A 25502-nucleotide genomic window follows, 5' to 3' on the forward strand; every position below is an offset into this window, starting at 1 on the left:
GCCATGGCGTGCTCCTGGGCCGAGGTCCCCTGGGCGCACGAGGGCTTCACGGGCGGAACGCGGCTTTCCGACCTGGCCGCGGCCGGCGGATTCTTCCACGACGGCCACCGCGCCGAGCACGACTGTCGCGCCGCGCTTGAGGTCTTGTCGCGTCCGCTTCCGCGCAGCGGCCGTCTCGCTTTCGACGCGCTGCTCACGTCTGCTCGCTCCCCGCGCTGGCGCATCCACGCCGTCGGAGCTCCGTTCGAGTTGCGCGAGTCCTTGAAACGTCGCGGCTACCGCTGGGACCCCGGCGAGAACGGCCGGACCCGTGCTTGGTTTGCCGACGTCGCGGAGGCTGCGCTCGAAGCCGAGCGCGACTTCCTGATGCGGGAAATCTACCGGCGGGACGACGTCGAAATCGACGCGCGCCGCATCGACGCCTTCGACCGCTATTCGGACCGCTGCTAGATCGGGCGGACTACCCACGCCAATCGATTCGATCGAGTTGGTATCGATCTGTCGGCTATTTGCTTCGTGAAGAAAGGCAGCCACTCAATTTGCCTTTCGTAACGCGTTCGACGGTAAGGGACCGTGGCAGCCGACTCGCGTTTGCGGACCCCCCATCACTTACCGCTCGGGGAGAGATATGCTCAATATTCGTCGACGCTTCAACGAAGGGCACGACCCAGTCGCTCTCTGGCGGACCCTGGCCGAAACCGACTTCGACCAGACTATCAAAACCGAGGTCTTTGCGGCCCTAAAGAAACGGTGCCCGCTGAACTGCAACCGGTGGCGTGCGGCGCTGCGCGGGGATGCGCCGACCAAGATCGACCTTGCACTTGAAGTCTTGTCGGACGACGCCCGTCATGACCATCTCGACTTGTGCATGACTGCGGTCTTAGTCTGCGCTCTCGATGGTAATCCGGCCGCAAGGTTGGTTCTTTCACATGCCTTGAGAACGCAATTCTCGGACATTAGATCGACGCGCCTCGCCACTTCGTGGCTCATGGCAAACATCACTTGGGCTGCACGTAACGCGCGGCGCCGCAACCGGCCACATCGTCCCGAGGAGAGAGCCGCAAAAGCGAAGATCCAGATTCAGTAACTTGGCAAAGCCGCTGGACCAACCGCAAGTCCTTTGAAACGTGCGTCGATTGCTTCAGGCAGATGTCAGGCGCCCGAGCCGCATCAAAACGCGAGCCATTATTCTTTCGTGCGCGGATTCGGTCAACATCAACCAGCCGTTTCGATCGATGGCGACGAAGACTTCGCCGCGCCGCCAGCGACGATCCTGCAGATCGACTAGCAACCGATCTCCGATCGCCAATTTTCCGGCGCGGGGATCATTCGCGACCAACACTCGCAATTGGGCCCGATCGGCTCGCCACAATGCCTTCAACAGTTCGGCATCGAACGCCCAGATCGGCCCACTAGGCGGCGGCGTCTCGGGATCGAGCGAATCCTTGGACCACGAGCTTTCCCGCACGACGATCGCCTCCCGCCCGTCGAGCGAGAGCATCGTGAGTGAAGAAGCCGATGGAGACGAAGGAACGGGGCGCGGTGTGTAGTTCATTCCCTGTGCGACGCCAGCCACGGGAGGCGCAAACTTTCTATCCACCGCAATGCCGAGACCAGACGGCTGCGTTCCGTTAAGCAACCAAATCGCCGAAACGTCGTATGCCGCGGCATAGATCTCGGCCTGCTTAGCATCGATTTGGTTCGCTCCGCTTTCGTGACTATAATATGTGCTGCGATACCATCCAAAACGGGTGATCGCCTCCTGTCCCGACCTGTAGCCTCTGAAAGTTCTCGCGGTGAACAGCCTTTTCGCTTGGGCCTTACGATCGTCCGGGGCAATCGCGCGATAACCGACCGATTGGAACGCCTCCCGGTAGCGCTCGGCAGTGTCCGGATCGGCGGTTCGCGACCCGGTTTCGTGGCTGATGTAGGTGCCCACCTTCCAACCGAAGAAGAGCGCCGCCGCCTTGGCGGATGAGAATCCCGCCCGGATCCGTTCCGTCTTCAACCACTGCTTCTGATCAAATCGATGCATTCATTAACCATATCTGTTTCGAGCGTTAACGCAAATTAAGTCCATGCAAATATTTGCATGTACGCTAGTCGCGTTTCGGCTACGATGCCACCATTGCAATAGGTGCGAGGATCTTGATGACTGACCGGAACCATTCGGCCGAGGCAGCCAGACTGACGGAATACCTCGATCGCCGCGTGCGGGAAGACGGTGGAGTGCCGGCTTCGCGCGCTCGCCCAGAGAAGCCGTACATAGCGTTGATCGCCCGAGAAACTTCCGTTCCGAAAGGGTCCATCTCCAACCATGACGGCCGCCATCGGAAAATCTTGCAGACTTTCGTCAGCAAATACCCATTGGTGCCCTACGCTCACGCCAACGGCCGCGCATTCGAGGAGTCGGATCGTCTTCACGCTCGCTTGATCGAATGGCTGCACGCACGCGTCGCAGGCGGTCACGGGATTCCGGGGCTCGCCGGAAGGCCGAACTTCAAAATGATCGCACGCCTCGTTCCGATGGGCCGCACCAGCCTGACGACGGAGGGTCATCGCAATCGCTTGGCGGTGCAGGAAGCGTTCGAAGCCGCTGGCGCCGGTCCGGAGCGTTTGCGAGGGCCGATTCCCTAATGTCGATCAGTTCGCACAGCGGGGTCGCGACGATCTTCGCTTCGGTCAGGACGTCGCGCAGATTTTCCGCCTCGGGCCGCAGTTGGGCCTGATCGACGGCCTCCGACCGCGCCCTCCGCGAGAGATCCTCGCGCGCCTTCGATATCCGGTCCTCGCGGGCCGCCGCGGCGTTGTGGGCGCGTGTGAGCTCCCGCACCGCGTTGGCTCCGACCTCGTCGACGACGCGCTGCAGCGCGTCGGCGTCGGAAGCCATGGATTCGATCTCGACATCGTCCTGCGCCCGGCGGAAGTCGGCGCCGGCGTCCGCGACACGGCGGACGTTGCGGCTCTCGGCGTCCTTCATGTAGCCCACGGCGGTGCGGATCGCGTCGATGGCCTCCGCGCGGCGCTTGAGCTCCTTGCGGACCTCGCGCAATTTCGACTCGCTGCCGGCCAGATCGCGGTCGGCGTCGCGGATGCGGTTCTCGAGCGCAGCGGCGCCGGGGGAGTTGCGCGCCTCCTCGACGCGCCGGCCGGCCTCGTCCTTGCGGTCGCTCGCCGCGGTCTCGGCCTCTTCGGATCCCTCGGCCTGCGCCCGCAGCCCGGCCAGCTTCTCCTCGAGGGCGGCGATCTCGGACTGACGCTGGCCGACGGCGGCCTCGGTCGCCGCCGCCACGCGACCGCGGGCCTCGCGATCGTCCTCGGCGGCTTTCGAATAGTGATCGACGACGATTCCGAGCGACGCGATCTGCTTGTTGATGCTTTCGATGGTGCGCACGATCTCGCGGTAGAACGCCAGACGCTCGCGCATCCGGCCGATGTCGATGAATTCGGTTTCGAGGACATGGGCACGCATGAAGGCCGTGATGTCGCCGACCGGCTGGAAGACCAGCGCGCGCTTCACCGCCTTGTAGTAGGAGTGGGCGTCGGCGTGCCATGAACCGTAGGTGAGCAGGTTGAGGAGGTAGGTGGAGTAGTCGGAGGCGCTGTCGCATTCCTCCACCTTCCTGCCGGTCGCGCGCAGACCGTCCACTGCCTGGTCGAAACCCTTCGCCATCTCGCCCTCGTCGGTCGGGAACACGAGATCGGCGGTCGTCACGCCTCCTCCGGTCACGATCATGAAGCGCGTGTTGGGCCTTTCGCGGTGCTCGTGCGACACGACGTGCACGACGCCGGCGACCTCGACGCCCTCGCGGGTGCGGAACGACAGTCCGATCCAGGTGATGCAGTTCTTACGCACCACCTTGGCCTTCTCGTTCTCGTCGTGACGGACGACGCCGAGGCAGTATTCCTGCAGCGATCGGTGGGCATCCGGCCGGTTCTGCCGCACCGCTGCGGCATTGTAGACCACGAGATCGCCCGAGCCCCCCGTCAGTCCTGTCTGGATCGCGTCGATGCACGAACTCTTGCCGCTGCGGTTCGGTCCGAGGAAGACGGTGTTGCCGGAAAGCTCGATGTCCTCCCGTTCGATCAGGTAGAAGTTGATCAGGGAGAGACGGACGATCTCCGGTGCCCGGAGTTCTGGCTCGTTCATGCGTCGACCTTTTCCTCACCGGCGGCTTTGTCGCCGCCTTCGCCGGATTCGGGCAGCGCATCCCTCGCGTAGCGCTTCAGCGCCTGCAGCGGCTCTGACACCGCCACCAGGCTGATCGAAGGCCGGACCGTGAAGGCCATCCCCTCGTGGAAAGTCGGCGGCAGCGACACCTGGATGAGGCCGTGGTTCTTCAGGAACCGCAGGATGTCGAGCATCCTGACCTTGCCGGGCGGGTCCTTCCTGGTCTTTTCCTTCCAGAGGTCGTGGAGGCCGTCGGTATGCCATTCGGCGTTGCCTCACGAGCCCGGTGGTCTGGATCGCATTGTCGTAAAACGCCCGCAGAAGCAGGATGGCGATGTGGGCGCAAGCGTCAGATCCTTGCTTTCGAGGAAGGCCCGGACTTGCTCGCCGAACAGGAAGCGGCGGTGCTGAGCGGGCGTCAACGGAAATGACCGAAGCTGGCTGAGCGTCCGATCGCGCGCAATAGAGGATTCCCAATCGGCGGCCTTCCCGGGATTTCTGTGATGCTTCTCGACGGTCTCCTTGTAGAACTCGCCGGCGAGCGCGACGACCTGCCGGTAGTCCAGCTCGCGGCCCGGGGGTCGGCCTGCGGCGTGGTCCTGCCACATCCGCTCGATCTTGAGGTTCTCTTCGACGCAGCGCAGCTGCGCTTCCTCCGGATCCTTGATGCCGAGCGAGAACTTGACCTCGCGGCGGCCCATCAAGGCGACGAACCGCTCGGGCACGCGCTTCCTGAACCAGAGAAATTTGCTTCGCGGATTCTTCCAAGGCTCGATCATACGAAAACCCATCGTGGTGCCACCTTTGTGTACCACCGGTCGTTCTCGGAAGGCCCTATTTCGCGGTTAGGCCTGAGTTTTCAACGCTTTTCGGATCGAGTGGCGGAGAGGGAGGGATTCTCACCCTCGTTTGGCAAGCCTCCCACCAATCAGAAGACCCTTAGCTACGTCCTGAAAACTGCGAAGCACCGACGGCCCATTGGAAGCCACGCCCCTCAACATGTCGTAGCTGCCGCAACGGCTCGCCTGGATCGGCGCAGATTTGTACAGCCGTTGTATGGATTTCTCTGCGGGACGACTATGCGGCCCTGCGAAAATTGCGGAAGTGTCCATTTTATCGCGGTTTCTTGGGCTGGAGCGGGCGAAGGGAATCGAACCCTCGTATGCAGCTTGGGAAGAGCGGCATCGCACGCCCCAGGTGTGAAGCTGAATTCGACAGTTGCAGTGTCGAAGAACAATAACCTTGGGCGATACGCCCGACTAGTAGACACTCTCTTCCCGCTCCAGATGCGCGAGTCCTTGAGATTAGGTTGCTGCCAGTCGAATCATTGGAGGTACCGGACTTAAAGCTTCTTCCTTCACAAGACGCCTTCTAGGAATTCGAATGCTTGCAGAAAGGGCGAAACATCGTTCCGGTCGCCGACAACATTGGATTTTTCTCTCGTGTGACCCTGGCCTGCCCCCAAGAAACGACGGTTCGGTCCGTTCTGAGTTCGCAAGGGATTGGTGGAGGCACCAGACTCGAACCCATGCACCGATTAGGAGTCAGTTCGACTGAGGCAGGCACGCCCATCAGGAGGGGATCGGCATTCAAGTCGACGTGGCGAAGGATTCGAATACGCGAGTGGCTTGAAGGATTGAACTACCATCTTCAAGCCCGCGCGACGCTACGGATCTGATACCGCTGGACCGCGATCCGCGCGAGTGACAGCAAGCGGTTGATTTAATGCGGTTTTCTGGTAGCGAGAGAGGGACTCGAACCCCCGACCCCAGGATTATGATTCCCGTGCTCTAACCAGCTGAGCTACCTCGCCACGGTTCACCCTCACGGCACACCATGCCGTCGTCGCGAACGCGCGGCATATAAGGAGTGGCTCAAGGGCCTGTCAAGCAAAGCCCGCAGCGCCGCCAAGTGTCTGCAAACCGGGCTATTTCGGCCGGATCGTCGGGTCGCCGCCGGGGCTCCCGGGCGGCGGAATCACCGGGGTTTTACCGGCATCCGGCGTCGGCGCGCGCATTTCGGGATCAATCCCGGCGGGTGGGCACAATACGCCATCGGAACGAGCCAGCCTGTCACCGAGCGGCTCGGACGCTCTCCCGGTGGTCGTCCCCTCCGGAGCCGCCTCGCCAGGATGTTGTCCCGGCTGCATCGGGGCGCAGTTGACGGCAGGCGGTGGTGATGGCGGCGCGGTCTGGGCCGGGGGAGTGACCGGACCAGGCGGGGCCTGTGCGGAAGCCCCACCGGAGGCCGCCATCAATATACACGACAGAAAGATTGCGCGTTTTATTCCCATGCAGGGAAAACGGCGTGCGGCCGCGGATGTTCCCGGCCGAATCGGGGCGGTGTCAGATCTTGCGGAACCGGATCAACGAAAAATGCCCCATCGGCGGCATCGGCCGCCGCTCGGTCAGGCTGACCCCGCCATGTCTGGCGGCCCAGTCGGTCAGGCGGGCCCACGGAAATTCCGGGCGCCAGCCGAGCCGCCGCGCCAGTGGCGCGAACGCCAGCTCGAACAGGCGGCGCGGCCCGCTTTCGGCGCCGATGTGATTGACCAGGATGAGTTCGCCGCCGGGCTTCAGCACGCGGATGAAATCATCCAGTGTGCGTTCCGGATCCGGCACCGCGGTGATGACATATTGCGCCACCACCGCATCGAAAAACGAATCCCTGAACGCGAGATTCTTGGCGTCCATCACCGCCAGCGTTTCGACGTTGCTGAGACCCTGCGCGCGCACGCGCTTGAGCGCCCGGCGCAGCATCGGCTCGGAAATATCGACGCCGCATAATCTGGTGCTGCGCGAATAATCCGACAGCGACAATCCAGTGCCGACGCCGACGTCGAGAATGCGCCCGCCGATCTTGTCGGCTTCCACGATGGTCGACTGCCGGCCGGCGTCGAACACCTTGCCGAAGACGAGATCGTAGACCGGCGCCCAGCGCCCATAAGCCTTTTCGACCCCCTCGCGGTCGATGTCCCCAGCCATTTCCTGACGCCCCGAATTTTTAGCCGCGCATCGCCTCGGCCAGCGGCGCCGTTTCCTGCGCCCCTGCCCTTGCCACCGCATTCCTTGCCGTCGCGCTCTTGATGAATCCGCCGCCGAGCACGCGCGCCTGGCCTGCGGCCGCGTCGTAGAACACGCAGGCCTGGCCCGGCGACACGCCCTCTTCGCCGGCGACCAGTTCGACTTCGTAGCCGTCGTCGACCGCGCGCAGCCACGCCGGCTGCGGCGGGCGCGTCGAACGCACGCGCACGAACATCTCGATGCCGTCGCCGATGACGCGGTCCAAAGGACCGTCTCCGATCCAGTTGACGTCGCGCAACCTGATACGATCCATCCGCAGCGCCTCGCGCGGTCCCACCACGACGCGGCGGCTTAAGGCATCGAGCTTGACGACATAGAGCGGCGCGCTAGAGGCGATGCCCAGTCCCTTGCGCTGGCCGACGGTAAAATGAACGATGCCCTGATGCCGGCCGATAACGTTGCCGCCGAGGTCGACGATGTCGCCGGGCTCGATTGCGCCGGGCTTCAGCCGGCCGATGATGTCGGTGTAGCGCCCGGTCGGCACGAAGCAGATGTCCTGGCTGTCCTGCTTGTCGGCGATTTCAAGTTCGAAGCGCCGCGCCAGTTCGCGCACCTCGGGCTTGCTCATGTCGCCGAGCGGAAAGCGCAGATAATCGAGTTGCTCACGCGTGGTCGCGAACAGGAAATAACTCTGGTCGCGATCGCTGTCGGCGGCGCAAACCATCGCCCGCGATCCGTCGGCAAGCCGGCGCGACGCGACATAGTGCCCGGTCGCCAGCGCGTGGGCGCCGAGTTCGCGCGCGGTCGCCAACAGGTCGCGAAACTTGATCGAGCGGTTGCACTCGATGCACGGCACCGGGGTCTCGCCGAGCGCGTAGCTGTCGGCAAAATTGTCGATCACGGATTCGCGGAAGCGGCTTTCGTAGTCGAGCACGTAATGCGGGATGCCGATGCGCTCGGCAACGTTGCGGGCATCGTGGATGTCGCGGCCGGCGCAGCAGGCGCCCTTGCGATGGGTCGCGGCGCCGTGGTCGTAGAGCTGCAGCGTGATCCCGACCACGTCATAGCCCTCGGACTTCAGCAACGCGGCCGTCACCGAGGAGTCGACGCCACCCGACATGGCGACCACGATCCGCGTGTCCTGCGGGCGGCCTTCGAGATCGAGACTGTTTGGCATGGCAGGGGTCATCGGCTTCAATCGCGAGGATTAGCGTGGCGCACGCGGCCAGTAGCTAGAAAACCTTTTATATATAAGGCCTTATGGCAGTTTTCGGCCATCACAGGCCGGATCGGATGCCGCTCTTTAATATAGGCCGTATTCCCGCGAGGCAATCAGCCGGACCCGCATTTGGAGCGGCTCCAGACGGCAAATCTTGCCGCCGGGCAGAAAAGGCGGCCATGACGATGCCGCGGCGCTTTCCTTGATATTATTTAAGTGATTGAAATTATTGCAATATTTTTATCGGACATGGGTGGCCCGGTCCTTGCTGACTGATAGCCAGGGTTCAGCACGAGGGTTCGCCGGTGGTTGGTGTCACGTCAGAAGTATTGGCAAACGCGTCGGTGCAGAGCGCGTCGGCGAGGTCCGCCCGGCCGGATCCCAGCCCGCCGGCCGGAAACGACAGTTTCGCGGCGCTGATCGACAGCAATGCCAGTCATAGCGACAGCCGGGCCCAGGCGAATTCTCAAGACAATTCTCAGGCCCCGTCGCAGGCGCCCGCCCCGCGGCGCGCCGACAATTCGCAAGGACCCTCCGACAACCGGTCGCGCGACGCCGCCGCCGCGTCGGACAATTCGCCGCGCAACGACTCGAACGACCGCGGCACCTCCGTCAACGCCGACGCGAGCGCCAAGGCCGACGCGCCCCGCGCCAAATCGAAAGACGCGTCGAAGTCCTCCGACACCAAGGCCGATGACGCCAAGGATGCTTCGGCGAAATCTGCCAATGGTGACGCCTCCACCACCGATCAGACGGCGAAGCAGGATGCAACGGCCGCGGTGACCGCGGACGCCATTGCCGTCACCATTGCCGCACCCGCAACGCCCGCCGGCACGTCGCCCGCAACACCTGCCACCGACAAGGCGGCAGCGCCGCTCGCAATCGCCGCCGCTGGGCTCGCCGCTTCTGCTGCCGTGGTCAACGCTACGGCGCCCGGCACTGCCGACGCCGGTACAGCAGCTGCAGCAGCAAACGCGACCAAGGCCGACAGCACCAAGACCGATACACCGACCGCCGCCGGCGTGGCCGTCACCGGGCAGGCCACCACGGCCGAAACGACCGCTACCGCCGGCATTGCGCTCGCCGCATCCACGTCCGCCAAGCTGCCTGCCGCGCCGAAAGACGCTACGCCGATCAAGACGACCAAGGTCGTCAAGGAAGGCGTGACCACGGCGGCGGACAACACCTCCGACGCGCCGGCCGCCACGACCGGCGACGCAGCAACTATCGTTCCCGCCGGCACATCGCAGACGGCGGCAGCCAAGCCGAAAGCCGAGACCGGCGTCATCGATGCCGTGAAGGCCGACGCGTCAGGCAATGCCGCTCCGGCCGCCAACGCCGCCGCCCATGGACATGCGGCCACCGCCGATGCCGGGCAGACGCTGGCCAACACGTCGGGCAACGGCGTGCTCGGCGCCGGCGTCATCCAGGCGCAGCAACCGTCCGCGGCCATCACGCCGGCAACGGCGGCACAGTTGACCGCGACGGCGGCGACAAGCAACGCGGTGCCGCTGAGCGGCGTTGCGATGGAGATCGCAGCGTCGGCAAAGAGCGGCAAGAGCAGTTTCGAAATCCGGCTCGACCCCGCCGATCTTGGCCGCATCGACGTCCGTATCGATGTCGACCGCAATGGCCAGGTGACGTCGCATCTCACGGTCGAAAAGCCGGAAACGCTTTCGATGTTGCGGCAGGACGCACCCCAGCTGCAGCGCGCGCTGGACGACGCCGGTTTCAAGACCGGCGACGGCGGGCTGCAATTCAGCCTGCGCGACCAGTCCTCTTCCGGCCAGAACAGCGGCAACGACACCGGCCGCAATGCGCAGCGGCTGGTGATCGGCGAAGACGACACCATGCCTGCGACGGCAATCGCGGGACGAAGCTACGGCCGCATGCTCGGATCGAGCAGCGGCGTCGACATCAGGGTTTGAGGAGAACGACATGGCAACGACAGGCGCAGCATCAGTAGCCGCCCCGGTGGTCTCGGGAACGACGCCGCTACCGAAATCTTCATCGGGCGCGACGCTGAGTTCGACCACCGGCGGAACGCTCGCCGGCAACTTCCAGACGTTTCTGACACTGCTGACGACGCAGTTGCAGAACCAGAACCCGCTCAGTCCGCTGGACACCAACCAGTTCACCCAGCAGCTGGTGCAGTTCGCCGGCGTCGAACAGCAACTCAAGACCAACGACGAACTGGCCTCGCTGGTCACGCTGCAGCAGACCGCGCAATCGACGCAAGCGCTGGGCTTTGTCGGCAAGACCGCGGTGGTCGACGGCAGCACGGCGACGATGACCAACGCTTCGGCGACCTGGGATGTCAGCGTTCCCAAGGCCGCCAACTTGAATCTCACGGTCACCAACAGCACCGGGCAGACCGTCTTCAGCAACACCTACTCGGTCCAGGCTGGCGACAATCAGCCGTTTGTCTGGAACGGCAAGGGCACCGATGGCACCCAGTGGCCGGACGGCAAATATACGCTGACCGCCACCGCAACCGACAGCAACGGCCAAACCGTCGGCGCTACAACCCGGCTGCAGGGCACGGTCAGTTCGGTCGACCTCACCCAGACGCCGCCTTTGCTGACGATCAACGGGCAGACCTACACGGTCAACCAGATCAAGGCCATCGTCAGCTAGCCGGGCCGCCCGTCAGGCGGGCAGCGCCCCCTCAACACCACCCAGACGAGCTCGGCCCGGCATTGCCGGGCCGAAGTGCGTTCCAGGCCATTTCAAGGAGATTCGTATTGGACGCTTGGGCTTAGGCAAATTTTAAGTTGCGGGGCGTAGGTTGTTACCGTGAGTTCAGTGGTTGAGAGTTTGTGAGTACGCCATGACAGAACCCCATCGCCCGAGGGTAAAATACGTCATCGGGCCTGACGGCAGTCCGTTAACAATTGCGGACTTGCCCGCGCCCGGAACCAAACGGTGGGTCATCCGCCGCAAGGCCGAAGTCGTTGCCGCAGTCCGCGGCGGCCTGCTCTCCCTTGAGGAGGCTTGCAGCCGCTACACGCTGACGGTGGACGAGTTCCTGTCTTGGCAGTTTTCCATCGATCAGCATGGCCTGGCCGGCTTGCGGACCACCCGGATCCAGCAATACCGCCAATAAGCTCTTCTGAACCGGAAGATTTGATGAAAACCGGCTTCGCTTTGTGAAGCCGGTTTTTTTCATGCCGAACTTTCGTCGCCGTTCTTAACCTTCGTTAACCATATGGAAACCATCACCTAGGCAATAATTGCCCAGTCGGTCCCTTGGGCCGAATCCCTGGGGGCAGTTGGTGCAAAGTCTCGTTGCTTTCCTGCGAAGTCTCGGTGCCTCGCGGCTGATGGCCATGATCGCGGTCACAACCGCGCTGATCGCCTTCTTTGCGTTCGTCATCATGCGCGTCACGACGCCGCAGATGACGACCCTGTTCACCGACCTCACCTCCGAAGACTCCTCCAGCATCATCAAGGACCTGGAACGCCAGGCGATCCCGTTCGAACTTCGCAACGAGGGCGCCGTGATCATGGTGCCCAAGGACAAGGTCACCCGGCTGCGGATGAAGCTGGCCGAAAGCAACCTGCCTAAGGGCGGCGGCGTCGGCTACGAGATTTTCGATAAATCGGACGCCCTCGGCACCACCAGTTTCGTCCAGAACATCAATCATTTGCGCGCGCTGGAGGGCGAGCTTTCCCGCACCATTCGTGCCATCGACCGCATCCAGGCCGCCCGCGTCCACCTGGTACTGCCGGAACGGCCGCTGTTTTCGCGCGAAACCCCGGAGCCGTCGGCTTCGATCGTGGTCCGGGTGCGCGGCAGCCTCGAGCCGGCGCAAATCCGCGCCATCCGCCATGTGGTCGCCTCTGCCGTCAACGGGCTGAAGCCGCAGCGGGTCTCGATCGTCGACGAGGGCGGCCGGCTGCTGGCCGACGGCGCCGGCGGCGACAATGAAAGCACGGCCGGCGACGAGCGCCGCTCCGCCTTCGAAAAGCGGATGCGTAACGAGGTCGAGGGCATCGTCTCCTCGGTGGTCGGCCAGGGCCGCGCCCGCGTCCAGCTCACCGCCGATTTCGACTACAACAAGATCACCCAGACCTCGGACAAGTTCGATCCGGAGGGACGGGTGCTGCGCTCCAGCCAGAGCCGCGAGGAATCTTCCGCCACCGCCGAGAACAACGGCCAGGTGACGGTCAATAACGAATTGCCCGGCAACCAGGCCAATAGCGGGCCGGTCGCCCGCGACCAGAGCAAGAAGAGCGAAGAAACCAACAACTACGAGATTTCGCGCACCACCAAGACCGAGGTCACCGAGGTCGGACGGGTCAACAAGATCTCGGTCGCTGTGCTGGTCGACGGCGCCTATACCAAGAACGAAAAAGGCGAGATGGTCTACCAGGACCGCAGCAAGGAACAGCTCGACCGCATCGCCACCCTGGTGCGCTCGGCGATCGGCTTCGACCAGAAGCGCGGCGACCAGGTCGAGGTCGTCAACCTGCGCTTCGCCGAGGCGCCGTCCGTCCCTCCGGTGGCGGAGCCGACCGGCCTGCTCGGCATGCTGCAATTCACCAAGGATGACGTCATGTATGTCATCGAGCTCGCCGTCATGATGCTGCTCGGCCTCGTGGTGCTGTTCATGGTGATCCGGCCGCTGGTCAAGCGCATCCTGGCCGCCGAAGTCGTCCCGGCGTTGAAAACCGAAGCCGCGCCGGCCCTGACCGACGGCAGCGCCGAAGGCGCGGCCGGCCAGGCGCTGCTTCCCGTATCGCTGATCGACGTCGCCCAGGTTCAGGGCCAGGTCCACGCCCAGGCCGTGCACCGGGTCGGCGAACTGGCTGAACGCAATCCCAACGAAACCGCATCCATTGTTCGTCAATGGCTGACCGAACCCGCCGAGTAACCTGACATGGCCGTCCCGCAAACCACCAACGCCAACGACATCACCACCGTCATCTCGGCGCTGGCGAGCCGTCAGGCCACCCGGCCCAAGGGCAAGCCGCTGAGCGGCCCGAAGCGTGCCGCTATCCTGATGCTGGCGCTGGGCGAGCAATATGGCGGCAAGGTCTGGTCGCTGCTCGACGACGACGAGGTTCGCGAATTGTCGATCCACATGTCGACGCTCGGTAACGTCGAGGCTGACGTGGTCGAGGATCTCATGCTCGAATTCGTTTCCCGCATGTCGGCATCCGGCGCGCTGATGGGAACTTTCGACGCCACCGAACGGCTGCTGCAGCAATACCTGCCTTCCGAACGCGTCAGCGGCATCATGGACGAAATTCGCGGCCCCGCCGGCCGCAACATGTGGGAGAAGCTCTCCAACGTCCAGGAAGAGGTGCTCGCCAACTATCTCAAGAACGAATACCCGCAGACCATCGCCGTGGTGCTTTCGAAGCTGAAGCCGGAACACGCCGCCCGCGTGCTCGCGATCCTGCCCGAGGACCTCGCACTCGACGTGGTCGGGCGCATGCTGAAGATGGAAGCGGTGCAGAAGGAAGTGATCGAGCGCGTCGAGCAGACACTGCGCACCGAATTCATGTCCAACCTGTCGCAGACCCGCCGCCGCGATGCCCACGAGGTGATGGCCGAAATCTTCAATAATTTCGACCGCCAGACCGAAACCCGCTTCATCACCTCGCTGGAAGAGGAAAACCGCGAATCCGCCGAACGCATCAAGGCGCTGATGTTCACCTTCGACGACCTGATCAAGCTCGACTCCGCCTCGGCGCAGACGCTGATGCGCAATATCGACAAGGACAAGCTCGGCATCGCGCTGAAGAGCGCCAACGAAGAAGTCCGCAGCTTCTTCCTCGGCAACATGTCGACGCGCGCCGGCAAGATGCTGATGGACGACATGGCCGCGATGGGACCGGTGCGGCTGCGCGACGTCGACGAGGCGCAGGCGCTGCTCGTCAACCTCGCCAAGGACATGGCCGCCAAGGGCGAGATCACCCTGACCAAGAACCGTGCCGACGACGAGCTGGTGTACTGATGGCAGCACCGGCAAAATTCCTCTTCGACATGGACTTCGGAACGCCCGACAAGGCGCGCGAGCGCGCCGCCACGACGGCCGAAATCGCGGAGAAGATCGCGGCCGCCGAAGCCCGCGCCTATCGCGCCGGCTACGACGCCGCCCAGCGCGAGGCCAAGGCGGAAAGCGACCGCCGCGCGGCGCTGGCGCTCGAGGAAATCGGCATCGCCATCAAGGGCATCGCGTCGCGCTTTTCCGGCATCGAGACCCGGATGGAGACCGAAGCCGTCGACGTCGCGGTCGCGGTGGCGCGCAAGCTGTGCGACGAACTGGTTTCCCGCGAGCCGATCGCCGAGATCGTCGCCCTGGTGAGCGACTGCTTCTCGCATCTGGTGGCGACGCCGCATTTGGTCGTGCGCATCAACGATCAGCTCTACGAGGTCGCCCGCGACAAGATCGAGCGGCTCGCCTCGCAGTGCGGCTTCGAGGGCCGGCTCGTCATCCTGGCCGAGCCCGGTATCGCCACCGGTGACTGCCGAATCGAATGGGCCGACGGTGGCGTGGTGCTGGAGCGCGTCACCATCGAAGCCAAAATCAGCGAACTTGTCGGGCGCTATATGGCGTCCCGCCATCAGGCCGAAAGTTGAAGGCCATGAGGACTGAAACATGAGTGACACCGACACACAGGTACCGCTTCCCGACCTCAACGCCGCGGACGCGGCGCCGGTCGACGATCTGGCCTACAACGAAGACGAACAGGCCTCGCGGATCGCCGCCGACCTCGAGGCCGTCTTCGACGTGCCGGTGCAGGTCTCGGCGGTGCTCGGCCGTTCCAAGATGGACGTCGGCGAGCTCCTGAAGCTCGGACCCGGCACCGTGCTCGAACTCGACCGCCGCGTCGGTGAAGCCATCGACATCTACGTCAACAACCGCCTGGTGGCGCGCGGCGAAGTGGTTCTGGTGGAAGACAAGCTCGGCGTGACCATGACCGAAATCATCAAGGCAGAACGCACTTAACAATTTTGGCGATACGCGCGTAACAGGCGCGCATAGACGAACAGGAGATAAACATGCGGCTTCTCATCGTTGGCACATTGAAGGGCCAGCTCACGACGGCCACCAAGATCGCGATGGACAACGGCGCTTCGGTGACCCACGCCGAGGCGATCGAGCAGGCCATGGCCGTGCTGCGCAGCGGCAAGGGCGCAGATCTGTTGCTGGTCGACGTCGCCCTCGACATCCGCGACCTGGTGATGCGGCTGGAAGCCGAGCACATCCACGTGCCGATCGTGGCCTGCGGCATCACCAACGACGCCCGCGCCGCGGTCGCCGCCATCCATGCCGGCGCCAAGGAATACATCCCGCTGCCGCCCGATCCGGAACTGATCGCAGCCGTGCTGGCCGCCGTCGCCAACGATTCCCGCGAACTCGTCTACCGCGACGAAGCCATGGGCAAGGTGATCAAGCTGGCGCAGCAGATCGCAGGCTCGGACGCCTCTATCATGATCACCGGCGAGTCCGGCACCGGCAAGGAAGTGCTGGCGCGCTATGTTCACACCCGCTCCAGCCGTGCCAAGAAGCCGTTCATCTCGATCAACTGCGCCGCGATCCCCGAGCATCTCCTGGAGTCCGAACTGTTCGGCCACGAAAAGGGCGCCTTCACGGGTGCTGTGGCGCGCCGCATCGGCAAGTTCGAGGAAGCCACCGGCGGCACGCTGCTGCTCGACGAAATCTCCGAAATGGACGTGCGGCTCCAATCAAAGCTCCTGCGTGCGATCCAGGAGCGCGTGATCGACCGCGTCGGCGGCACCAAGCCGGTTCCGGTCGACATCCGCATCATCGCGACCTCGAACCGCAACCTCGCCGACGCCGTGCGCGAAGGTTCTTTCCGCGAGGATCTGCTGTTCCGCCTCAACGTCGTAAATCTGAAGATCCCGCCGCTGCGCGACCGCCCGGCGGACATTCTCGAACTGGCGCAGCACTTCGCCAAGAAATACGCCGAAGCCAACGGCGTCCCGATGCGCCCGATCTCGGCGGACGCGCGCCGCGTCCTGAGCGCGAACCGCTGGCAGGGCAACGTTCGCGAGCTGGAAAACACCATGCACCGCTCGGTGCTGATGGCGCAGGGTGACGAGATCGGCGCCGACGCCATCCTGACGCCCGACGGCGACCGTCTCGACCTCGCCAAGACCGCACCCGCCGTGGCACACGCCACCTTTGCCGCCGAACAGGTCACCCGCGCCCTCGTCGGCCGCACCGTCGCCGACGTCGAACGCGATCTGATCCTGGAGACGCTGAAGCATTGCCTGGGCAATCGCACCCATGCCGCCAACATCCTCGGCATTTCGATCCGTACGCTGCGCAACAAGCTGAACGAATATGCCGACGGCGGCATCCCGATCACGCCGGCCGGCGCCGGCGACTATCAGCGCTTTGCGGCGGCGGGGTAGAGGTCTCCGTTCCCCGGACGCAGCGCAGCATGTCAGCGGTGCGCTGCTGAGCCGGGGCCCAACTTCTTTCAGGTTACTCCGGCCTACCTGGGTCCCGGCTCTGCGGAGCAGCGTAAAACGCTGCCCCGCGTCCGGGACACAACTGCATCACGAATAACTCGGCGCATCCGGCTTGCGGAAAATATGAATGGGATCGCCGGGCTGCAGATCGCGCCCGGTGAAGGCCGCATAGGCATAGAGCGCGAGATAGGCGATCGCGAGCGTACCGACGCCGTAAAGAGCCCAGGCCGCAATCCGCTTCATCAGGTCTTCGTTCCGCGTAAAGGTTCCGGCAGGATTTGCCACGAGCCTTCTAACGCTCCCTCGCGCCCGGCGCCATAGCCGCCATCTTCAGCAGCGGCGCAGCCGTTCAACGCGTCGCGCGCGGGCCCGGCACGCTGACCTCGGCCAACCTCACGGCGTCCTCGTCGCGGTCGATTGCGACATATTGGCCCTGCCAGTAGGCCAGCGCCGCGGTGCGCGCCGAGAGTTGCAGGTCGAGCACGCGGCCGATGACGATCGCGTGGGAATGCCGCTCGATGATATCCTCGACCTCACAGTCGATCGCCGCCAGTGCGTCGACCAGCAACGGCACGCCGGAGACCCGCGTCACCCATTCGGCGCCGGCGAAGCGTGCGGCGCCCTTCAGCCCGCCCTTGCCGGTAAAGCGCTCGGCGACGTCGAGCTGATCCGACGTCAGAATGTTGACGCCAAAAACGCCGTGGCGCTTCACCAGCGGCCAGGACGAGGCTTCCCGGTTGATGCTGACGATCAAAGTCGCCGGCTCGATCGACAGCGACGACACCGAAGTCACCGTCATTCCCGAAATTTCCTTGCCCCGCCCGGCGGTGAGGACGCTGACCCCGCCGGTCAACTGACGCATGGCGCCGCGAAAATCGGTCGAAGTAACCTCGCGCGCGATCGCAATATGGCGAACAACGGAATTCATGGCAGCCTCACAGGTCGCAGCTTTAAAGGTCGGAGCTATCATCACCTTGCAGGAGGTTCTTCAGGATCGAGCCCTCCAGCGCAGCCAGCTCGGCCGAGCCGCGACGGCGTGGACGCGGGATGTCGACATTGATGTCGTGCGCGATTCGGCCGTCCTCGATGACCAGCACGCGATCGGCCAGAGCGACGGCTTCCGCCACGTCATGCGTCACCAGGATCGCGGTGAAGCCCTGATCGTGCCAGACCCGCTCCAGCAGCCGCTGCATCGAAATGCGCGTCAGCGCGTCGAGCGCACCGAGTGGTTCGTCGAACGCCAGAACGCGCGGCCGGCTGACCAGGGCCCGCGCCAGCGCCACCCGTTGCTTCTGCCCGCCGGACAGCACCGCCGGCCATTGCGCCCGCTTGTCGTCGAGACCGACCTCGACCAGCGCACTCTCGGCGCGCGCCTGCGCATCCGGGGAGTTCCGTTCGCGACCGAGGCCCACCTCGACATTGGAAAGCACCCGCGCCCAGGGCAACAGCCGCGGCTCCTGAAACATCACGCGGATGTCCTCGGCGCGCGCCTGCTCGCCAAAGGCGATGGTGCCCGCGGTGGCGGCGTCGAGACCGGCGACCAGCCGCAGCAGCGTGCTCTTGCCGCAACCGCTGCGGCCGACGATGGCGACGAACTGGCCCGCCGGAATGTGCAGGTCGATGCCGCGCAGCACCTCGTTGTCGCCGAACGATTTGCGGAGGTTGCGAATGGTCAGGGACAGGCCGCGCGGCGGCGCTTCCGAACCACGCTGCACGACCCGCGCCTGTTCGACGAAGTTCGAGGGTTCGACGAGCTCAGCATCGGGAGAAATGAAACGAACAGCTTGCTGCATGATGTCCTCAGTGTTTCTGGAAGGCCGGATGCCACGACAGCGTCAGCCGCTCCAGCGCGCGCGAGGCGCTGTCGGCCAGCTTTCCGAGCAGGGCGTAGATCAGGATCGAGAGCACCACGACGTCGATCAGCATGAACTCGCGCGCCTGCATCGCCATGTAACCGAGACCGGACGACGCCGCGATGGTTTCGGCAACGATCAAGGTCAGCCACATGATGCCGAGCGCGAAGCGCAGGCCGACGAAGATCGACGGCAGCGCGCCCGGAAAGATCACCCGGCGGAACAGTTCACCGTCGGTCATCCCGTAGATCCGCCCCATTTCGACCAATTGCGGATCGACGGTGCGGATGCCGTGCAGCGTGTTGAGATAGATCGGAAAGAACACGCCAAGCGCGACCAGGAACAGTTTTGCGGATTCATCGATACCGAACCACAGGATGACCAGCGGGATCAGCGCCAGATGCGGAATGTTGCGCACCATCTGCAGCGTGGTGTCGGTCAGTTTGCTGGAGAGCTCCGACAGGCCGTTGGCCAGACCAAAGGCAAAGCCGATGCCGCCACCGATCAGGAAGCCGATGCTGGCACGCCAGAAGCTGACCCAGATGTTGCGCGCGAGTTCGCCGGACAGCAGCAGTTTCCACCCCGCCAGCGCCACGTCGCTCGGTGCCGGCAGCACCCGCGCCGGCACGAAGCCGGTCACGCAGGCGAGTTGCCAGACCAGGAGGATGCCGAGCGGCACGATCCAGGGGATCAGGCCATCGGCCCGCGGCAGCTTCAGTGCACGAACGCGCGGGAGACTATCAATGAGACTCATGATTGCGACGCCTGTTTCTGCGGACGGTATTCGTTGCCGATGGTCTCGCCGAACGGACCGGTGTTGACGCGGATCGGCGTCACATTGTTCGGCTGCGTCAACGACAGCAGCGGGAACACCAGTTCGGCGAACCGGTAGGCTTCCTCGAGATGCGGGTAGCCCGACAGGATAAAGGTATCGACGCCGACGTCCTGATACTCCTTGATCCGCGCCGCCACCGTGGCGGGATCGCCGACCAGTGCGGTTCCCGCTCCGCCGCGAACCAGGCCGACGCCGGCCCAGAGGTTCGGGCTGATCTCGAGCTTGTCGCGGCGGCCGCCGTGCAGTTGCGCCATGCGCTGCTGGCCGACCGAGTCCATGCGCGAGAAGATCTTTTGCGCCGAGGCCACGGTTTCGTCGGTGACGTGCTGGATCAGTTCGTCCGCGGCCTTCCAGGCTTCCGCGCTGGTCTCGCGCACGATGACGTGCAGCCGGATACGGAACGACAGCTTGCGCCCGCGTGTGGCGGCGACCGCCCTCACACGTTCGACCTTCTCGGCCACCTGCGCCGGCGGCTCGCCCCATGTCAGGTATTTGTCCACGGTATCGACCGCGACATCGATGCCGGCGTCCGACGATCCGCCGAAATAAAGCGGTGGGCGCGGCGACTGCACCGGCGGGAACAGCAGGCGGCCGTCCTCGATGCGGATGTGCTTGCCCTCGACATTGACGGTCTTGCCCGCGAGCAGGTTGCTATAGACGTTGAGGAACTCGCGCGTCACGGCATAGCGCTCGTCGTGGCCGAGGAAGATACCGTCGCCCTTGTTCTCGACGGGATCGCCGCCGGTGACGACATTGACCAGCAGCCGTCCGTTGGTGACCTGGTCCAGCGTCGCGGTCATGCGGGCCGCGACGCTGGGGGACTGCAGGCCCGGCCGCACCGCCACCAGATAGCGCAGGCGCTCGGTCCAGGGTGCGACCGCGGACGCGACCACCCAGGAATCCTCGCAGCTTCGCCCAGTCGGCAGCAGCACGCCATAATAGCCGAGCTGATCCGCGGCCTGCGCGATCTGGCGGAGGTAGTTGAAGTTCACCTCGCGGCCACCGGTCGTGGTGCCGAGATAACGGCCGTCGCCGTGGGTCGGCAGGAACCAGAGGATATTGGCGTTGGCTTGATGGCTCATGTTCCCGGCCTCCGTGCGACGTCAGAAATCTTGATGGTTTTCGGCAACAGCCCGAGTGCGAAGAACGTGTCGGCTACTTGCTGCTGACCGGCGATGACGCCATCGGTGATCGGCTTGATCCCGTAGGACTGGCGCTTCAACGCGACTTCGACCACGGCAACCGGCAGTCCGACCGCCGGCGCGATCTGCTCGGCCACCGCGTGAATATCGTTCTTCGCCCAGTCATCGACCTCGCTCAACTGTGCGAGCACGAGATCGACGATCTTCGGATCGCTTTCCAAAAACTTCTTCGACGAGAAATAGAACTGATAGTTCGAGACGATGCCGGTGCCATCGGCGAGCGTCCGGGCGCCGGTCGCGGCTTCCGCTGCCGCCTGGAACGGATCCCAGATCACCCAGGCATCGACCGAACCGCGCTCGAACGCCGCGCGGGCATCGGCCGGAGCCAGGAACACCGGTTCGATCTCGGAATATTTGACACCCGCCTTTTCGAGCGCCTTGACCAGCAGGTAGTGAACGTTGGAGCCTTTGTTGAGCGCAACCTTCCTGCCCTTCAGATCTGCGATCGAATTCAGCTTGCTGTCCTTCTGGACGAGGACCGCCTCACCTTTCGGGGCCGGCGGCTCATAGGCCACGTATTGAATCGGCGCGCCGGCCGCCTGCGCGAAGATGGGCGGCGCTTCGCCGGTATTGCCGAAATCGATCGCGCCGACATTGAGCGCTTCCAGCAACGGCGGGCCGGATGGAAATTCCGTCCACACCACCTTGTAACCGAGCGGCGCCAACTTCTGCTCCAGTGAGCCCTTGCCCTTCAGCAGCACCAGCTTGCCGTATTTCTGGAAGCCGATGCGGACCACCTTGTCCAGTCCGTAGGAAGCACTGACCGCGGCTGCGACAATGCTGACCGACAGTACGGCGCTGGCAATCCAGCGCCGAATGAGACGCGTCATGTTGGCATTCTCCGTGTTATGTCGAAATGGGTGCTGGCCGCATCAGGTCTGCGTGTTGCGCCAGACGATGTCGCGGATCGCGATCTGCCTTGGAATCAGGCCAAGCTTGAAGAAGCGATCGGCGACGCCCTGTTGGGTTGCGATGATGTCTTCGGTGATCGGACCGACGGCGAACGCTGAGCGATTGGCGGCGATGGTCTGGATGTCGAGCGCGATGCCGGTGACGGCGCTGAGAGATTTTGCCACTTCGTCGCGGTGCTGCTCGGCCCATTTCGCCGTCGAGGTCGTGACATCGATGATCTGCTGCAGGACAGATCCGTGGTTTTTCGCGAAATCGCGGTTGGCGATATAGAAGGAATTGGTCTTGGTAATCTCGGAGGCATTGACCAGAATGCGACCGTTCTGCTTGGTTTCGCCGATCGCGAAATAGGGATCCCAGATCGCCCATGCATCGATGCTGCCATTGGCGAAGGCCGGCCCGGCATCCGGCGGCGTCAGGTAGACCGGCGTGATATCGGCGTAGGTCAACCCTGCCTTTTCCAGCGTCTGTACCGTAATGTTGTGCGCGCTCGACCCCTTGGTGAATCCGATCCGCTTGCCCCTGAGATCCGCGATCGACTTGATTGCCGAATTTTGCGGCACCAGGATGCCCTGCCCGTTGGTGATAGGCTGGCCGGCCGCATAGACGATGGCGGCGCCTGCCGCCTGTGCAAAGACGGGCGGCGAATCGCCGACCGCGCCGTAATCGATGCTGCCGACATTCATCGCTTCCATCATCGGCGGCCCCGATGAGAACTCGACCCATTTCACGTCGATACCTTGCGGCTTGAAATGTTTTTCCAGGGTCGCCTGCTGCCGTGCGATAACGAGCACGCCGTTCTTCTGGTAGCCGACACGAATTCCCTTCACGCCGGCTTCCGCCCGCGCGTGCAGCGGCACCGCGGCGACCGCCGCAGTTCCCAGCGATAGTTTCAAGAATTCGCGGCGCTTCATCACATTCTCCTGATCATGTTCGCGACATGCGCGATCATGCGACGAGAGAATGATGGTGCGGCACGGAAGACGTGTCGAGTGTACGGAGAAAATAGCAACGGCAGCACTGCCGGGTGCGATTTCGGCGATGGGTTTATTGCCGGAACACGATTGGCCGCGGCGCATTTGTTTTTAGGTCGACACCGCCTCGACTTATTAATCTTCGATTAGGCAGCACTACCGACGTGAACCAACGTCGATCGACCGGGCTGAATACGCCATCCACAGTCCCTGCTGCGCCTGCGCTACAGAAATCCGCGCGAGATAATTATCCCTCGAAACGCCTCGCGGCCGACACGATCCCGCTACGCCTTCGGCAACCTTCCACCGCCGTTGAAAAAACGATGCGATCATTGCTTGCGCGCTGAAATATTCAGTCAGCCGTTTCATTGACTGATATCCGGCCGGTCGTAGGTTTTTCAGATCGCTGATTGCCGACGCAACGCAGCCGATCAAACCGGAAAGATGACAGGCATGAATATAGACCCCTCCGACTCAAAATCCCGCTCGCGCATGCGTAACCTTGGCGCGGCGCTGTTCGGCGTCGCCGTCGGAATCGCCATGACGGCGTCGGCGATGGCCGCCGACACCATCACGCTGCGCGTCGGCGATCAAAAAGGCGGCAATCGCTCCTTGCTCGAAATCGCGGGATTGGCGAAGGACCTGCCGTACAAGATCGAGTGGTCGGAATTTCCGGCGGCTGCGCCGATTCTCGAAGCACTCAACGCCGGCGCGCTGGATGTCGGCTACACCGGCGATCTCGCGTTCCTGACCGTGTATGCCGCAGGCGCGCCGATCAAGGCGATCGGCGGCGCCCGCGCCGATGCGCGGACCCAGGCCATCCTGGTCCGCCAGGACTCGCCCATCAAGAGTGCCGCCGACTTGAAAGGCAAGCGACTGGCCGGAACGCGCGGCGGATGGGGCCAGTTCCTGATCGATGCGACACTCGAGAAAGGCGGCAACAAGATCGAGGATGCGATCTTCGCACCACTCGGTCCGGTGGATGCCAAGATCGCCCTGGTCGCGGGCTCGATCGACGGGTGGGCCGTCTGGGAACCCTACGTGTCCTATGCGACTCTGAAGGACAACGCGCGAATTGTCGCCAATGGCGAAGGCCTGACGCCGACCATCACCTTCATCGTCGCCTCGGATGGCGCCATCGCCACCAAGCGCGCCGCGGTGCAGGATCTGGTGCAGCGACTCAACAAGGCGCGGCTGTGGTCGCTGGATCATCTGGCCGAATACGCCAAAAGCACCGCCGAATTGACCAAGCTCCCGGAAGACGTGTTGCTGGGCGCCTACACCGCCCAGCGCACCAGCCCGATCGCGATCGATGAAACGATCGTCAGGGAAGTTCAGGAGGCCTCAGACCGCGCCACGCGCTACGGGATCCTGTCCAGGAAACTCGACGTCGGCAAGGCCGTCGATCGCAGTTTTACGGCGGCTGCGAACTTGAACTGACGATCCCGCCAAACGACCGCGGCGCGAGGGTAACCCGCGCGCCGCGTCAACCATCCACATCGATCGAGGCTATCCCGCCGCGACCTTCGCGGCGGGAGCCACATTCACGGCAAGCTTGCCGTAGCGATCCTTGAAGGCGTCGGTATCGATCTCTTCGAGCTTGATCGCGCCGCTCATCACGCCGGCTTTCCAGGCCTCATGCTCGGGATCGTGCTGGAATTCCGGCATCACTTCCTTGCCGAACAGTTCAAGTGACTCGCAGATATGCTCGTGGCTGTTCTTGCCGGCCTGGTTGAGCAGGATCACCTGGTCGATATGCGAGGCGCGGAACCGCCGCAGCTTCTTGCGGATGGTTTCCGGCGAACCGATCAGGCCGCCGCGCAGCGCCGCTTCCTGGGCTCCCGGATTTTCGCGCTTCCACTTGTTGTATTCGTCCCACATGTTGACGGTGCCGGGCGCCGGACGCTGGCGGTTCGTCGACGCGCCGTAGAAGCGCAGCGCGAACTGGAAGAAGGTCGCGCCGTCGGCGCGCGCCCGCGCCTCCTCGTCGGTCTTGGCACACATGAAGAACGACACCAGTGCCATGTTCGGATTGATCTGGTAGTCGGCGAGCTTCTTCAGCCGCTTGGTGATCGCATTATAATACGCATGCACCCAGGCATGCGCGGCCTCGGCGCTGACGAACTGGAAGCCGAGCGCGCCGAAACCGTTCTCGCCGGCGCGCTCGATGGTCTGCAACTGCGAACATGCCATCCACAGCGGCGGGTGCGGTTTCTGGACCGGCTTCGGCACCACGTTGCGCATGGGAATATCGAAATACTTGCCATGATGTTCGGTGCCCACTTTCGTGAACATCGGGAAGATCGCCTGCACCGCCTCCTCGAACACCTCGCGCTTGGTTTCCATGTCGCGGCCGAACGGCGTCAGCTCGGTGATGGAGGCGCTTTCGCCCATGCCGAACTCGCAGCGGCCGTTGCTCAGCAGGTCCAGCACCGCGACCCGCTCGGCGACACGGGCCGGGTGATTGGTGGTGAGCTGGAAGATGCCGTGGCCGAGCCGGATCTTCTTGGTGCGCTGGCTGGCGGCGGCGAGGAAGGATTCCGGCGAGGGCGAATGCGAATATTCCTCGAGGAAATGGTGTTCCACCACCCAGGCGTGGTCATAGCCGATCCGATCGGCGGTCTCGAGCTGCGTCAGGGCGTTCTGGTAGAGCCGCAGTTCGTCGCCCTCTTCCCAGGGGCGCGGCAGTTGCAGCTCATAGAAGATACCGAATTTCATGACGTTCTCCCGAAACCGCTTGTTGTTTTGCGGCAGTGTATTCCCCATCGGCGACAAGTCTAGCCTCGGCCACGAAACGCCAATTCCGCACCGCGGAAGCCGTCTTGCGCTGGTGGCCTGAATGGTTAGCTTGGGGTAGATGA

26 protein-coding genes and 1 tRNA gene are annotated in these 25502 nt (G+C 63.8%); 11 read left to right on the forward strand and 16 right to left on the reverse strand.

The window, feature by feature from the left end:
• Positions 1-3: 3 nt before the first annotated feature.
• On the forward strand, positions 4-450 hold the full coding sequence (locus BLR13_RS41665; RefSeq protein WP_074824280.1) for a hypothetical protein: 447 nt from the start codon (positions 4-6) through the stop codon (positions 448-450).
• A gap of 178 nt (positions 451-628) precedes the next feature.
• Positions 629-1087, forward strand: a complete 459-nt coding sequence (locus tag BLR13_RS11425; RefSeq protein WP_074824277.1) for a hypothetical protein — start codon at positions 629-631, stop codon at positions 1085-1087.
• A gap of 54 nt (positions 1088-1141) precedes the next feature.
• On the opposite strand, the gene BLR13_RS11430 is transcribed toward BLR13_RS11425, so the two are convergent.
• From BLR13_RS11430 to mnmA, 8 genes are all read right to left on the reverse strand, one after another.
• Complete coding sequence (locus BLR13_RS11430) at positions 1142-2035, reverse strand: hypothetical protein (RefSeq protein ID WP_074824275.1); 894 nt, start codon at positions 2033-2035, stop codon at positions 1142-1144.
• A gap of 465 nt (positions 2036-2500) precedes the next feature.
• The gene (locus tag BLR13_RS11440) at positions 2501-4150 is read right to left on the reverse strand and encodes an ATP-binding protein (protein ID WP_079586396.1); all 1650 of its coding nucleotides are present in this window, start codon (positions 4148-4150) and stop codon (positions 2501-2503) included.
• A complete protein-coding gene (locus tag BLR13_RS11445; protein WP_074824269.1) occupies positions 4147-4365 on the reverse strand; it encodes a hypothetical protein in 219 nt (72 codons plus the stop codon). Before BLR13_RS11445 ends, BLR13_RS11440 begins: the two co-directional genes overlap by 4 nt.
• An 81-nt stretch (positions 4366-4446) precedes the next feature.
• Positions 4447-4962 (reverse strand): DUF6538 domain-containing protein, encoded by a 516-nt coding sequence (locus BLR13_RS11450; protein ID WP_074824266.1) that lies wholly within the window; start codon positions 4960-4962, stop codon positions 4447-4449.
• A gap of 945 nt (positions 4963-5907) precedes the next feature.
• Positions 5908-5984, reverse strand: a tRNA-Met gene (locus BLR13_RS11455).
• Between the two features lie 114 nt (positions 5985-6098).
• Complete coding sequence (locus BLR13_RS41670; RefSeq protein ID WP_074824263.1) at positions 6099-6464, reverse strand: hypothetical protein; 366 nt, start codon at positions 6462-6464, stop codon at positions 6099-6101.
• 52 nt (positions 6465-6516) lie between these two features.
• Entirely contained in the window at positions 6517-7155 is a 639-nt protein-coding gene (locus BLR13_RS11465) for a class I SAM-dependent methyltransferase (protein ID WP_074824260.1), read from the reverse strand.
• Positions 7156-7174: 19 nt separating this feature from the next.
• The gene (gene mnmA / locus BLR13_RS11470) at positions 7175-8371 is read right to left on the reverse strand and encodes a tRNA 2-thiouridine(34) synthase MnmA (protein ID WP_074824257.1); all 1197 of its coding nucleotides are present in this window, start codon (positions 8369-8371) and stop codon (positions 7175-7177) included.
• Between the two features lie 347 nt (positions 8372-8718).
• Here mnmA and BLR13_RS42235 point away from each other — a divergent pair, with 347 nt between their 5' ends.
• From BLR13_RS42235 to flbD, 8 genes are all read left to right on the forward strand, one after another.
• A complete protein-coding gene (locus BLR13_RS42235) occupies positions 8719-10341 on the forward strand; it encodes a flagellar hook-length control protein FliK (protein ID WP_074824254.1) in 1623 nt (540 codons plus the stop codon).
• A 10-nt stretch (positions 10342-10351) separates the two neighbouring features.
• Positions 10352-11050: a flagellar hook assembly protein FlgD gene (locus BLR13_RS11480; protein ID WP_074824251.1), complete on the forward strand. Its 699-nt coding sequence runs from the start codon at positions 10352-10354 to the stop codon at positions 11048-11050.
• A gap of 193 nt (positions 11051-11243) precedes the next feature.
• On the forward strand, positions 11244-11519 hold the full coding sequence (locus tag BLR13_RS11485) for a DUF1153 domain-containing protein (RefSeq protein WP_002714638.1): 276 nt from the start codon (positions 11244-11246) through the stop codon (positions 11517-11519).
• 169 nt (positions 11520-11688) lie between these two features.
• Entirely contained in the window at positions 11689-13290 is a 1602-nt protein-coding gene (gene fliF, locus BLR13_RS11490; RefSeq protein ID WP_074831635.1) for a flagellar basal-body MS-ring/collar protein FliF, read from the forward strand.
• Positions 13291-13296: 6 nt separating this feature from the next.
• Positions 13297-14379 carry a flagellar motor switch protein FliG gene (gene fliG / locus BLR13_RS11495; protein WP_074824248.1) on the forward strand — a complete coding sequence of 361 codons (1083 nt, stop codon included), beginning with the start codon at positions 13297-13299 and terminating at the stop codon, positions 14377-14379.
• Entirely contained in the window at positions 14379-15005 is a 627-nt protein-coding gene (locus tag BLR13_RS11500; protein WP_074824245.1) for a FliH/SctL family protein, read from the forward strand. The genes fliG and BLR13_RS11500 overlap by 1 nt, the downstream gene beginning before the upstream one ends.
• A gap of 19 nt (positions 15006-15024) precedes the next feature.
• A complete protein-coding gene (gene fliN / locus BLR13_RS11505; protein ID WP_074824243.1) occupies positions 15025-15375 on the forward strand; it encodes a flagellar motor switch protein FliN in 351 nt (116 codons plus the stop codon).
• A gap of 53 nt (positions 15376-15428) precedes the next feature.
• Positions 15429-16808: a sigma-54-dependent transcriptional regulator FlbD gene (gene flbD / locus BLR13_RS11510; RefSeq protein ID WP_074824239.1), complete on the forward strand. Its 1380-nt coding sequence runs from the start codon at positions 15429-15431 to the stop codon at positions 16806-16808.
• A 147-nt stretch (positions 16809-16955) separates the two neighbouring features.
• Here the strand turns inward: flbD and BLR13_RS41060 are convergent, their stop codons facing one another.
• From BLR13_RS41060 to BLR13_RS11540, 7 genes are all read right to left on the reverse strand, one after another.
• Entirely contained in the window at positions 16956-17111 is a 156-nt protein-coding gene (locus BLR13_RS41060) for a hypothetical protein (RefSeq protein ID WP_171944972.1), read from the reverse strand.
• 106 nt (positions 17112-17217) lie between these two features.
• On the reverse strand, positions 17218-17796 hold the full coding sequence (locus BLR13_RS11515; protein ID WP_074824236.1) for a flavin reductase family protein: 579 nt from the start codon (positions 17794-17796) through the stop codon (positions 17218-17220).
• 22 nt (positions 17797-17818) lie between these two features.
• On the reverse strand, positions 17819-18661 hold the full coding sequence (locus tag BLR13_RS11520) for an ATP-binding cassette domain-containing protein (RefSeq protein ID WP_074824230.1): 843 nt from the start codon (positions 18659-18661) through the stop codon (positions 17819-17821).
• 7 nt (positions 18662-18668) lie between these two features.
• Entirely contained in the window at positions 18669-19475 is an 807-nt protein-coding gene (locus BLR13_RS11525) for an ABC transporter permease subunit (RefSeq protein ID WP_074824227.1), read from the reverse strand.
• The gene (gene ssuD / locus BLR13_RS11530; protein ID WP_074824224.1) at positions 19472-20638 is read right to left on the reverse strand and encodes an FMNH2-dependent alkanesulfonate monooxygenase; all 1167 of its coding nucleotides are present in this window, start codon (positions 20636-20638) and stop codon (positions 19472-19474) included. The genes BLR13_RS11525 and ssuD overlap by 4 nt, the downstream gene beginning before the upstream one ends.
• Positions 20635-21588 (reverse strand): sulfonate ABC transporter substrate-binding protein, encoded by a 954-nt coding sequence (locus tag BLR13_RS11535; RefSeq protein ID WP_074824221.1) that lies wholly within the window; start codon positions 21586-21588, stop codon positions 20635-20637. The genes ssuD and BLR13_RS11535 overlap by 4 nt, the downstream gene beginning before the upstream one ends.
• 42 nt (positions 21589-21630) lie before the next feature.
• Positions 21631-22581, reverse strand: coding sequence for a sulfonate ABC transporter substrate-binding protein (locus BLR13_RS11540; protein WP_074824219.1), 951 nt, complete (start codon positions 22579-22581; stop codon positions 21631-21633).
• 513 nt (positions 22582-23094) lie between these two features.
• Between BLR13_RS11540 and BLR13_RS11545 the strand changes: the two genes are divergently transcribed.
• Positions 23095-24081 (forward strand): ABC transporter substrate-binding protein, encoded by a 987-nt coding sequence (locus BLR13_RS11545; RefSeq protein WP_074824216.1) that lies wholly within the window; start codon positions 23095-23097, stop codon positions 24079-24081.
• A gap of 69 nt (positions 24082-24150) precedes the next feature.
• Here the strand turns inward: BLR13_RS11545 and BLR13_RS11550 are convergent, their stop codons facing one another.
• Positions 24151-25359, reverse strand: coding sequence for an LLM class flavin-dependent oxidoreductase (locus BLR13_RS11550; protein ID WP_074831634.1), 1209 nt, complete (start codon positions 25357-25359; stop codon positions 24151-24153).
• Positions 25360-25502 lie beyond the last annotated feature (143 nt).

Origin of the sequence: Bradyrhizobium ottawaense (assembly GCF_900099825.1) — a bacterium.
GTDB lineage: Bacteria > Pseudomonadota > Alphaproteobacteria > Rhizobiales > Xanthobacteraceae > Bradyrhizobium > Bradyrhizobium ottawaense_A.